6 protein-coding genes are annotated in these 12376 nt (G+C 68.0%); 5 read left to right on the forward strand and 1 reads right to left on the reverse strand.

Going from position 1 to position 12376, the window contains the following annotated elements; genetic code table 11:
* Positions 1-54: 54 nt before the first annotated feature.
* The 5 genes from ABG80_RS07860 (at position 55) to ABG80_RS07880 (ending at position 11181) form a co-directional block, all read left to right on the forward strand.
* Positions 55-6087, forward strand: a complete 6033-nt coding sequence (locus ABG80_RS07860) for an alpha-2-macroglobulin family protein (RefSeq protein WP_058087180.1) — start codon at positions 55-57, stop codon at positions 6085-6087.
* Entirely contained in the window at positions 6088-8424 is a 2337-nt protein-coding gene (gene pbpC / locus ABG80_RS07865) for a penicillin-binding protein 1C (protein WP_058087181.1), read from the forward strand.
* A gap of 166 nt (positions 8425-8590) precedes the next feature.
* Positions 8591-9418 carry a hypothetical protein gene (locus tag ABG80_RS07870; protein ID WP_152987521.1) on the forward strand — a complete coding sequence of 276 codons (828 nt, stop codon included), beginning with the start codon at positions 8591-8593 and terminating at the stop codon, positions 9416-9418.
* A 5-nt stretch (positions 9419-9423) separates the two neighbouring features.
* Positions 9424-9972, forward strand: coding sequence for an SET domain-containing protein (locus tag ABG80_RS07875; protein WP_200964284.1), 549 nt, complete (start codon positions 9424-9426; stop codon positions 9970-9972).
* Between the two features lie 141 nt (positions 9973-10113).
* Positions 10114-11181, forward strand: a complete 1068-nt coding sequence (locus ABG80_RS07880; protein WP_235513784.1) for a putative solute-binding protein — start codon at positions 10114-10116, stop codon at positions 11179-11181.
* 134 nt (positions 11182-11315) lie between these two features.
* On the opposite strand, the gene ABG80_RS07885 is transcribed toward ABG80_RS07880, so the two are convergent.
* Positions 11316-11528, reverse strand: coding sequence for a hypothetical protein (locus tag ABG80_RS07885; RefSeq protein ID WP_058087183.1), 213 nt, complete (start codon positions 11526-11528; stop codon positions 11316-11318).
* Positions 11529-12376: the final 848 nt, after the last annotated feature.

The raw sequence follows: 12376 nt of genomic DNA on the forward strand, positions 1-12376 counted from the left end.
CGAGCCCGCAGGGTGCCTTCATCAAAACAACATCAAACCAGTGAGGCTGTGACCATGCTGTCGCGCATCAACCAGGGCATCGGCGCCTTTTTCGGCTCCGTGGGGCAACGTCTGAGCAGCGTGGGGCAACCGCTGCTGGCCATCTTCAGTGGGCTGCTCGGCCTTTTGCTGGGCAGCTGGCAAGCGCCTGGCTGGCTGCGCGGCCTGGGGCGCCTGGGCGCCTCGGCGCTGAACTGGTGCCGCTGGCACATGCTGCACGTCCTCGTGGTGGCGGCGGTGGCCGCGGCGGGCCTCTCGAACCTGCCGCTGCTCAAGCGCTGGTGGCAAGGCCTGATCCCCGATGCCGGCAGCCAGAGCGAGCTCACCTACCAGGTCGAGGCGCCCGGCCGCACCGTCATAGAAGACAAGCAGCCGCCCAACCCGCTGGTGGTGCAGTTCTCGGGCGTGGCCGTGCCCGTTGTGAAGGTGGGCAAGCCCGCCACCGAGATCACCATGGAGCCGACCGCCGCCGGCCAGTGGACCTGGGCCGCCGCCGACCAGCTCGTCTTCCAGCCCAAGGCCGATTGGCCCGTGGGGCAGCGCTACAAGGTCAGCATCGGGCGCAAGGCCCTGGCCCCCAACGTGACGCTGAAGTCGCGTGAGTTCGAGTTCCAGGCCCCGGCTTTCACCATCGACGTCGACAGCGCCGAGTTCTATCAAGATCCGGTGCAGGTCAACCTGCGCCGCGTGGTCTACCAGCTGCGCTTCAGCCACCCGGTCAACACCAAGTCGCTCGAAGGCGCCATCCGCCTGGACGAAGGCGACCCCGAAGAATCGCTGTTCGGCCTGAACGCGGGCGCCAGCCGCAAGTTCACCGTCACCTACGACGTGCACAAGCTGCTGGCCACGGTCATGTCCGAGCCGCTGCCCATCCCCGCGCAGACCCAGTCGATGCGCCTGAGCGTGGCCGCTGGCGTCACCGCCCAGCAAGGGGGTGAAGGCTCTGCGGACAAGCTGCAGCGCTCGGTCGAGGTACCCGGTCTCTACAGCCTGGCCATCAACGACATCAGCGCCTCGGTGGTGAGCAACCAAGCCGGTGACCCCGAGCACGTGTTGCACGTCGGCACCAGCATGCCCGTGCACGAGCGCGAGCTGGCCAAGGCCGTGCAGGCCTGGGTGCTGCCCGAGTCCGACAAGGAGGGTGGCGAGCCCACCGTCTGGAGCGACCCCACCGAGGTGACGCCGGCCGTGCTCAAGCGCGCCAAGCGCGTCAAGCTCGAGCCGATCAGCGGCGAGCGCGAGGTCAACGACGGGCTGTCGTTCCGCATGCCATCGGCCGAAGGCGGCCAGTTCATCTATGTGCAGGTGGCCAAGGGCCTGCGCACGCCGGGCGGTTACCTGCTGGCCGACGTGCGCACCGGTGTCATGCAGCTCAAGGCCTTCGCGCCCGAGCTGAGCATCGTCAGCCAGGGCTCGCTGCTGGCGCTCTCGGGCGACAAGAAGCTGCCCATCCTCGTGCGCGACCTGCCCGGTGTGAAGATCGAGATCGCGCGCATGCTGCCGCAGCAGCTGCACATGCTCATCAGCCAATCGTCGGGTGAGTTCGGCAAGCCGGGCTTCTACCGCGGCGTCACGCCAGATCACCTCTCCGAGCGTTTCGAGCGCGAAGTGCCGCTCAAGCTCAAGCCTGGCCGCAGCCACTACGAAACGGTCGACTTCGCCGAGTACCTCAAGGGCCCCAACGGCGAGCGACGCGGCATCTTCCTGCTCAGCGTCAAGGGATACGACCCCAAGCGCACGGCCAACGGCGCCAACGTGGATGCCACCGAGGCGCCCGACGAAAGCGGCTACGAAGGGGAAGAAGGCGGCTACGAAGGCGAGTATGGCGACCAGGGCGGCGACATCGACCCCGAGTCGATGGAAGACAAGCGCCTGGTGCTGGTCACCGACCTGGGCCTGGTCGCCAAGCGCACCATCGACGGCTCGCGCGATGTCTTCGTTCAGTCCATCGCCAACGGCCTGCCCGTGGGCGGTGCCACCGTCGAGGTCTGGGGCCGCAACGGCCTGGTCCTCGTCAGCCAGGTGACGGACGCCAGCGGCCACACCCGCTTGCCCAACCTCGCCGCTTTCCAGCGCGAGAAAACGCCGGTGCTGATGGTGGTGCGCAAGGACGGCGACCTCAGCTTCCTGCCCTTCAACCGCTACGACCGCAACCTCGACCTTTCGCGCTTCGACGTGGGCGGCCTGCGCAGCGCTGGCGTGCCCAACCAGATGACGGGCTACCTCTTCAGCGACCGCGGCATCTACCGCCCGGGTGACACCTTCAACCTGGGCGTGATCGTCAAGGCCGGCAACTGGGCCACCTCGCTCAAGGACCTGCCCGTCGAGCTGGAGGTGGTCGACGCCCGTGGCCTGACCGTGCGCCGTGAAGTCGTGCGCCTGGGCGCGGGTGGTGCGGCCGAGTTCAGCCACACCACGCAAGAGAGCTCGCCCACCGGCGTCTACACCGTCAACCTCAGCCTGCCTCGCCAGAGCAGCCCCGGCGCGCCCGACGTGCCGCCGCTGCAGCTGGGCAGCACCACGGTGAAGGTGCAGGAGTTCCTGCCCGATCGCACCAAGGTCACGGCGCGCTTGTCTCAAGAAGCGCTCGAAGGCTGGGTCAGCCCCGATGAACTCAAGGCGATGGTGTCGGTGCAGAACCTGTTTGGCACGCCGGCCCCCAACCGCCGCGTGACGGGCTCCCTGACCCTGCGCCCCGCTTACCCCGCGTTCCGCGCCTTCCCCGACCACCGCTTCCACGACCCCATGGTCGCGCGCAACGGCCTGACCGACGAGCTGGGCGAACAACAGACCGACGCCGAAGGCAAGGCCACGTTCGACCTGCGCCTCGATCGCTTCGAGGCCGCCACCTACCAGGCCCACGTGCTGCTCAAGGCCTTCGAGCCCGAAGGCGGTCGCAGTGTGGCCGCCGAGGCACGTGCCCTGGTCAGCGACCGCCCCTTCCTGGTCGGCGTCAAGGCCTCGGGCGACCTGGGGTATGTGAGCCGCAACGCCGCCCGTGAGGTCGACATCGTGGCGGTGGACCCGCAGGTCAAGCCCATCGCCGTCAAGGGCCTCAAGCTCGTGCGCGTCGAGCACCGCGTGCTCTCGGTGCTGGTCAAGCAGAACAGCGGCCTGTACCGCTACGAGTCGCGCGCCAAGGACGTCACGCTCGAAGAAGTGCCTTACGCCATCGCGGCCTCGGGCGCCAAGCTGCGCCTGAACACCGCCACGCCGGGCAACTTTGCCTACCAGCTGCGCGACGAAGACGGCCTGGTGCTGACCCAGGTCGACTACAGCGTGGCCGGTGCCGCCAACCTCAGCCGCTCGCTCGACCGCAACGCCGAGCTGCAGATCAAGCTGAGCAAGAAGGACTACCAGCCCGGCGAAGACATCGAGCTGAGCATCCAGGCGCCCTACATCGGCGCCGGCCTCATCACCATCGAGCGCGACAAGGTCTACACCCACACCTGGTTCAAGACGGACAAGACCGCCACGGTGCAGAAGATCACCCTGCCCAAGGACTTCGAGGGCAATGGCTACGTCAGCGTGCACTTCATCCGCGACCCGGCTTCTGACGAGGTCTACACCAGCCCGCTCAGCCACGGCGTGGTGCCCTTTGCCACCAGCCTGGCGCGGCGCACCGCCCGCATCAGCCTGAGCAGCAATGCGCTAGTTAAGCCTGGTGAAACCGTGAAGATGACGCTCAAGTCCGACGCGCCGACCAAGGCCTATGTGTTCGCGGTGGACGAGGGCATCCTGCAGGTGGCCCGCTATGTGAACCCCGACCCGCTCAAGCACTTCTTCAGCAAGCGCGCGCTCGAGGTCAGCACGCTGCAGACGCTCGACCTGATCCTGCCCGAGTTCCGCAAGCTCATGATGGGCGCGGCGCCTGGCGGCGACGGCGAGGGCGAGCTGGGCAAGCACCTCAACCCCTTCAAGCGCAAACGAGACAAGCCTGTGGCCTACTGGTCGGGCCTGGTCGACGTGAACGGCAGCCGCGAGTTCAGCTACACCGTGCCCGAGTCCTTCAACGGCTCGCTGCGGGTGATCGCCGTGGCCGTCAACGACGAGACCGTGGCCGCCGCCACCACCCAGACCACCGTGCGCGGCGACATCGTGCTGCTGCCCAACGTGCCGCTGGCCATGAGTCCTGGTGACGTGGTGGAGGTGGGCGTGGGCCTGGCCAACAACATCGTCGGCTCGGGCAAGGACGCGCCCATCCAGCTCAACCTGGCCGTGGGGCCAGGCCTGGAGGTGGTGGGGGAAGCCGCCCGCACGCTCAAGGTGAGCGCGCTCAGCGAAGCCAGCACCGTCTTCAAGGTGCGTGCCCGCAGCGACGCGCAGGCGCAGCTGGGCTCCAGCGCCGTGACCTTCACTGCCCAACGCGGCGCCAGCCGCGCGCGCCTGAGCACCGAGCTCAGCGTGCGCCCGGCCTCGGCCCGCGTGACCCTGGTGCAAAGCGGCACCCTGGTGGGTTCGGGCGAGCTCAAGTCGCAGGCCCAGGTCTATCCGCAACTCGCTCGCAGCGAGCTGGCCATCTCGGCCACGCCGTGGGCGTTTGCGTCGGGGCTGATGCAGTACCTGGATCAGTACCCCTTCGGTTGCACCGAGCAGATCACCAGCCGCACCCTGCCGGCCGTCATCCTGGCCAGCCGGCCCGAGCTGGCGCGCGAGGTGGCCCGTGGCCGCAGCGCCGCCGAGCAAAGCGCCTTCGACGCCAACAAGGTGTGGATCGGTTACCTCACGCAGTTGCGCTCGCGCCAGAACGGCGATGGCGGCCTGGCCTACTGGCCGGGCGGCCCGTCCGACCTGTACTCCACCACGCAGGCCTTGCAGCTGCTGCTCGAAGCCCGCGAACGCCAGCTCAAGGCCCCGGCCGACCTGATGGCCAAGTCCTCCGACTTCCTGCAAGCGCAGCTGGGTTCGGGCGGCAGCGGCCTGGGTGGCTGGCGTCAGCGCGCACAAGGCGCCTACCTGCTGACCCGCCAGGGCGTGTTGGTGCCGGCCGCGCTGGCCAACTTGCGCGAAACGCTGCGCAGCAAGGCCGGTCAGGACGCGCGCCTGTCTCGCCACCTGGGTGCCGCTTACCTGGCCGCCAGCTACCAGCTGCTCAAGCAGGACAGCGTGGCCAACGAGCTCATTGAGCCGGTGTGGCAGGACCTGCTGACCCGCATGAAGGCGCAGCCCGCCCAGTCGCGCGGCTGGGACGGCTACGACGACCCGATGACGCACGACACCGCGCTCATCTACCTCGTGGCACGTCACTTCCCCAAGCGCCTGGCTTCACTGCCCACGGCCACGTGGGAAAACCTCGCCAAGCAGATGCGCGACGGCTGGTACAGCACGGCCTCGTCGGCCAGCACCATCCTGGCGGTCGATGCCTACGCGACGGTGGCAGCGCAGTCCGCCAAGACCAGCGGCCCGCTCAAGGCCCAGGCCATCAACGCGCAAGGCCAGGCGCAGGCCCTCGCCCTGGGTGAGCTGCTGCCGATGGCGCGTGCCACCGTGCCCCAAGGCACCGCGCGCGTGAAGATCGGCCAGGGTGGCGAGCTGCCGCTGTTCTACAGCTGGTCCGAGTCCGGCTTCGAGCGCGGCCTGCCCGATAAGCCCCTGCAGCAAGGCATGGAGATCGTGCACGAGGTGCTCAACGCCTCGGGCCAGGTCATCACCGAAGCCAAGCTGGGCGACGAGGTCACGGTGCGGGTGCGCGTGCGCAGCCTGGACCGCGCGCAGATCCCCCAAGTGGCGCTGGTCGACATCCTGCCGGGTGGCCTGGAGCCGGTGCAGATGCCCGTGGACGCGTCGGAAGAAACCGATCAGCCGCTGTGGCAGCGTCGCCTGGGTGGCAGCGGCACCTGGTCGCTGGACTTTGCCGACGTGCGCGAAGACCGCGTGCTGTTCTTTGGCAACGTGGGACGCGACATGACGGAGGTCACCTACAAGGCCCGCGCCACCAACGTCGGCGAGTTCAGCATGCCCGCAGCCTACGGCGAGGCCATGTACGAGCGCCGCATCTTCGCGCGCTCGGCCGCTGGCCGCTTCACCGTCAAGCCGCTGGGGAAGTGAGTGAAGCCGGCGTGGCGCAAGGGCTTGAAGGCGGTCGCCATCACGGCGGCCTGCCTGCTCGCCTTGCGCTGGGCCCCGCATGAGCCGCTGAGCGAGCGCTTCGGTGGTTCGGTGGCCGTGCGCGCCCAGGGTGGCGAGCTGCTGCGCCTGACCCTCGCGCCTGATCAGCAGTACCGATTGTGGGTGCCGCTGTCGCGCATGTCTCCCGTGTTGGTCGACAGCGTGCGGCTCTATGAAGACCGCTGGTTCGACTGGCACCCGGGCGTCAATCCGGCCGCGCTGGTGCGCAGCGCCTGGTCCACTTTCACCGGTGGGCGCAGGCAGGGCGGCTCGACCCTGACCATGCAACTTGCGCGAAGGCTGCATGGCCTGGACACCCGCCACGTGCCCGGCAAGCTCGCGCAAATCGGTCTGGCTGTCTGGCTGGAGGCCCGCCACAGCAAAGAAGACATCCTCGAGGCCTACCTCAACACCGCGCCCTATGGCGCCAACATCGAAGGCGTCGAGGCCGCCAGCCTCATCTACTTCGGCAAGCCGGCGCTGGCGCTCACCATGCCCGAGGCGCTGACGCTGGCCGTCATCCCGCAGAACCCGGTCAAGCGCATCGCCAGCCGGGGCCAGAACGCCGAGCTGCAAGCCGCGCGCGACCGCCTGTGGGCGATCTGGCAGCAGCGCCACCCGCAAGACGCCCGCCCTCACGCGCCCGAAGCCTTGCTGACACCGCCCGCCAGGGGCCGCGCCAAGCTGCCCTTCCTGGCGCCCCACCTGACCGACGCCCTGCTGGCCCGCCCACGCGAATCGAATGCCAGCACCAGCATCGACACCACGCTGGACGTGCGCATGCAGCGCACGCTCGAGCGCGTGATCCACGGCTACGTGCGCACGCATGGCGAGCGCGGCATCCGCAACGCCAGCGCGCTCCTGCTCGACACGCAGAGCATGGAGGTGCGCGCCGTGGTCGGCTCGGCCGATTACCGCGACGCCGAGATCGAAGGCCAGGTCAACGGCACCCTGGCCAAGCGCTCACCGGGCTCCGCGCTCAAGCCCTTCATCTATGCGCTCGCGCTCGACCAGGGCCTGCTGCACCCGCGCACCATGCTCAAGGACGCGCCCACCACCTTCGGCGCCTTCTCGCCCGAGAACCACGATGGGCAGTTTGTCGGCCCCGTGAGCGCGCAGGACGCCCTCATCCGCAGCCGCAACATCCCGGCCGTGTCGGTGGCCGCGCGCCTGAGCCGGCCCAACTTGCACGGCTTCCTCCAGCTCAACCAGGTCAGCCGCTTGCAAAGCGAAGCGCACTACGGCCTGGCCCTGGTGCTCGGCGGCGGCGAGGTCACCATGGAAGAGCTCGCGCGCCTGTATGCGGTGCTGGCCAACGGGGGCCGCGTCAGGCAACTCGCCTACACCCGCGAAGACGCGCGCGCCCAGGCCGCCGAAGAAGCCGATCACCCGCCCCTGCAGGTGCTCAGCGAAGAAGCCGCTTTCATAACCCTCGACATGCTGCGCCAGACGCCTCGGCCCGACACCGCCGAGCCCGCGCGCCCGCCGGTGGCCTGGAAGACCGGCACCTCCTGGGGCTTTCGCGATGCCTGGACCGCAGGCGTCTTCGGCCGCCACGTGCTGGTCGTCTGGATCGGCCAGTTCGATGGCGCGGGCAACCCCGCTTTCGTCGGCATCCATGCGGCGGCGCCCCTGTTCGTGCGCATCGTCGATGCCCTGCGCGCCGAAGGCCTCGATCCCGGCGAGCCTGTGCGACCGCGCCTGCCGCAACTCAGGCAGGTCGAGGTCTGCGCCGACACCGGCGGCATGCCCGACGCCCTGTGCCCCGTCAAAGCCAAGACCTGGTTCATCGCCGGCAAGTCGCCCATCCGCGCCAGCACCCTGCACCGCACCATGTGGGTCGACGAGCGCACCGGCCAGCCCCTGTGCGCCGGCCCCGGCGAGCGCCCAGCCCACGCTCGCGAGGTCGTGGTCGAGCAGTGGGGCAGCGACATGCGGCGCCTGTTCAGGCAGGCCGGTCTGCCCCGCCGCCAGCTCGCATCGGCTTGTGACACCGACCAGGCGGGCGAAGGCCAGGCCCCGCAGATCCAGGAGCCCATGCGCGGCGTGAACTACGTGCTGCGCAGCGGCCACTCTCGAGCGCTGGCCTTGCGGGCAGACGGCGGGCCCGACGCACGCACCCTGCACTGGTTCGCTGACGACGCGATGATCGGGCAGGTCAAACCCGGCACGGCCTTGAGCTGGACCCCACCTCAAGCGGGTCGATACGTCTTGCGCGTGGTGGACGACCAGGGCCGGGCCGATGCCCGCGAGCTGCAGGTCGAAGAAGCGCCTTGAAGCGCCTTGAAGCGCCCTGACGCCCCTGACGCCCCCGGGTGGCCCAGGTCAGGCAAACTGCGTGGTGGAAACCCTTGGTGTGAGCCAGCTTCTTGCACGATGTGGCGCGGATGTGTCGCGTTGATCGCTGCCCAGTGTGTAAAGTGCGCAGAACGTTCCTGCACCCATGCATCAACCGTTCGCCATGCCGCCATCGGTCCGCGTGCCGACCGATTACCGCGGCGTCTGGATGCGGACCTGGCTGCAGTCGACCGCCCACCAGGCGGACGCCTCGCAGCCCCCCGCTTCCCCGACTTGGGCACGCTGGCTCCAGACCAGCCTCTGGCATGCCGATCTCCGTGTCCCCGACGAGGCCATGGCGGGACGCGTGTCGGCGCCGCTGTCTGCGCTCGGGCCGCAGCAACTGGCGGCCCTGACCCATCAAAGCGCCTTCGCTGGCTGCACCCGGGTCGACCTTCACCCGCAAGGCGAGCTGTGCTCCTGGCTGCGCCGCATCGACTACCAGCCCCCTGCGCTGACGCCCGACACCGCCTGGGTCGTTTTCGACGCGCCCGACCGCATGGTGCGCATCGACCAGCACAACGAGGTCACCGAAACCTGGCAGCGCCTGCCCGACTCGGTGGGTGTGTTTCGCGTGCTGTCGGGGGTCGATGAACAAGGCCAGCCCGACGGGCGCCTGCTGCTGCTGGCGGGCGTGCACCTGTGTCTGGTGCGCGACCGCCGCCGTCCCTGGCCGCGTGGGCTGAACCCCGGGCTTGGCCTGGTCGACGTGATGCTGGCCCAGCCCGAGCACGCGCTGGCCTGGCTCGACCTGGAGGTCAGCTTCGGGTGTTGGGACGGCGACACCTGGCGCATCGAACGCTCGAGCCTGCCGGCGCGCGAGGGGCTCGCACTGCCCTGCGCGATGCAGCGCTGGCGCACCAGCAACGAGGCCGATGTCACGATCGCCGGGGTCACCAGCCGTTGGCAGATCCTCGAATGGACGCATGATTGAGGGCCATGCCCTCTTTGCACGCCCGACCTGGCCGCCCGGCCACCCCCGCTTCATCCCCGGTCACGCCAGCCGAGCCGGCTGATGCCGCCGCCCTGCATTCGCCGCAGGCGCCCACGCCTGCGCCCCGCCAGCCTGCCAACCCGCAAAAGCACCGCGTCAACGTGGGCCCCAGTCGCATCGACGGCCTGGGTGCCTTCGCGGGCGAAGCCATCCCCGAGCGCGCCAAGATCGGCGAAATCCGCGGCGAGTTCATCGAGCTGGCCGAAGCCCGCCGCCGCGCCAGGCTGGCCGAGCGCACCACCGGGCGCATCTTCATGGTCGCCATCTCCGACAAGCGGGCCGTGGACGCCTCGGCCTCCAGCGACCCGCTGCGCCATGCCAACCACGCTTGCGAGCCCAACATGGTCCTGAAGGTCCAGCAGGGCCGGGTGGCCTTCTACGCCATCCGCGACATCGCCGAGGGCGAAGAACTCACGGCCCGCTACGGCCCGACCCACCATGCCGGGCGCCTGCGTTGCGCCTGCGGCTCACCGCGCTGCGTGGGCTGGATCTGAGTTTTTGTTACGTCTGGCCTTCAGATGCGGGTTGGGGTTTCCACCCGAGGGTGGTCCCTCAAGGCGCTCACCCCGCCTATGCTTGCCGCTTTCGCGGGTGACCCTGGATTCACCCGCAGCGCAACCCGAGCGGAGACCACCTTGCAACCAACCGTTTTTAACCCGAGCCGTGCCCTGAGCCTGTGCTCCCTGGCTGTCCTGACCGCCACCCTGGGCCTGGCTCCCGCCGCCCAGGCTGCCAAGCAAAAAGTCTGTGTGTTCGACATCCTCGGCACCGCGGGTGATGGCTTCAATGCCGCCAAAGACTACGCCCTCGAGATGCAGAAGGCCGGCGCCGACCTCGAGCTCAAGGCCTACATCGACGAGCGCGTGGCAGTGGAAGACTTTCGCACCGGCCAGTGCGACGCCGTGATGGCCACCGCCTTGCGCACCCGCCAGTTCAACCCGCTGACCGCCGCCCTCGACTCGGTCGGTGCCTCCACCATCGTGCGCAGCGGCAAGCTCGACATGGCCGGCAGCATCGAGGTCGTGCGCAAGACCGTGCAGACCTTCAGCAGCCCCAAGGCCGCCGCCCTGATGGTCAACGGCAACTTCGAAGTCGGTGGCATCGTCCCGCTGGGCGCTGCCTACGCCTTCGTCAACGACCGCGCCATCTCCAACCTCGAAGCCTCCAGCGGCAAGCGCGTGGCCGCCTTCGACCACGACAAGGCCCAGGCCCAGCTGATCTCGCGCGTCGGTGCTCGCCCGGTGGCGGCCGACGTGACCAACTTCGGCACCATGTTCAACAACGGCAACGTGGACGTGGTCATGGCGCCGTCCATCGCCTTCAAGCCGCTGGAGCTGCACAAGGGCATGGGCAGCAAGGGGGCGGTGCACCGCTTCCCCATGACCATCCTGACCTACCAGATGATCTTCAAGCGCGACAAGTTCCCCGATGGCTACGGGCAGAAGTCGCGTGACGCCTGGACCAGCCGCTTCGACACCGTGGTCGAGCTCATCAAGCGTGCCGACGCCACCATCCCTGCCAAGTTCTGGATGGACCCGTCTCCCGAGGACGCCGAGCGCTACGTCAACCTGATGCGCGACGGCCGCATCGACATGGCCGAGAAGGGCTTCTACGACAAGAAGGGCCTGAAGATCATCAAGCGCATCCGCTGCGACGTGGCGCCGGCCAGCTCCGACTGCGGTCAGCCCACCGAAAACTGGTGATCCGCTGACGGGGCGCCTGCTGCCCCGGGGTGCTGAGCCGAGCACCCAAAGAAAAAGCCTCCCGGGTCCTGAGACTCTCGGAGGCTTTTTTGTGACCGAAGGGAGCGCACCAGGCGCTCACCCATGCAGGGCGATCAGCCCAGGGTCTTGAGCTCTGCGTCAACCTTTTGCAGCAGGTCGTCGGTGATCAGGCCACCGGAGAACTTGGCCACCATCGACAGGGCGAAACCCTTGCCCATGCCGATTTGCGGGTGGGTGGAGATGCCGGGCAGGTGCTTTTCCAGGATGGCCTTGGTGGTTTCGTTGTCCAGCAGGTCGCCGAGTTTGGATTCGATCGAGAAGCTCATCTTTTGTCTCACTAGGGTGTTGGGTTGTGGATGGTGCTCCCGGGCACGTCAGCAGGCGACCCGCGCGGTGACACCCGCAAAGCATAACCCGAGAGTCAGCCTGTTGACGCGCATGACCCAGCACCGAGTCACCCCTTGCTCGCAGGGGCACAGGCGTGCACAGCAGGCGGCGGGACAGGTCGGTGCGTGATGCGCCCGCGAATTCACCATTTCGAATCACGAGCGAGCGAAAACCGTGCTTGGGCCCCAGCACTTATCCCCAAAACGCAGCATGCTGATTTGCTGAATTTCCCCATCGCGCCAAATGCCCTGCATGCCCTGTGTCAACGTGACAAGTGGTTGATTTGATTGATGAAAATCTCTTTGACGCAAGTCAGCGACAACCTGGGGAAAGCCTGGGGTGTGCGAAGCGGACACCGGTTCTCCCCGTTTTTGCTCACAAAGTTATCCACAGGCTGTGGATTCGACCGCCATGCCCATGAATCAAGCACTTACAGGCCACTCTTGGCGCGTCGCATCGGCTTTGCCCCCTAAGTGAGGTGGACCGTGGCCGGGGGGCAGGGCGTCGCAACTTGTTCCTTGACCGATGGCGGCCGTCGGGATTTCGCGTGGCGCGCCTGCTGTGACAAAGCTCACAGAGGGAGACAAAGCGTGTCAGATTTCGAGCAACTAGGGCATACCCTTGGTTTTGATCGCTCGCGACTCACTTATCCCCATCAGGCGCTTCGCGAGCGCACCGCACTGGGGCGGGCCCCCAAAAGCGCACAAAGGTCCGCAGGGCTGCGCTAAGTCTTTGATTCTTCAAGCCTGCTCGGCGATGCCTCATTCTGAGGCAAACTGACCCAAAC

The sequence above is a fragment of the Aquabacterium parvum genome (genome assembly GCF_001447195.1).
GTDB classification, from domain to species: domain Bacteria; phylum Pseudomonadota; class Gammaproteobacteria; order Burkholderiales; family Burkholderiaceae_C; genus Aquabacterium; species Aquabacterium parvum.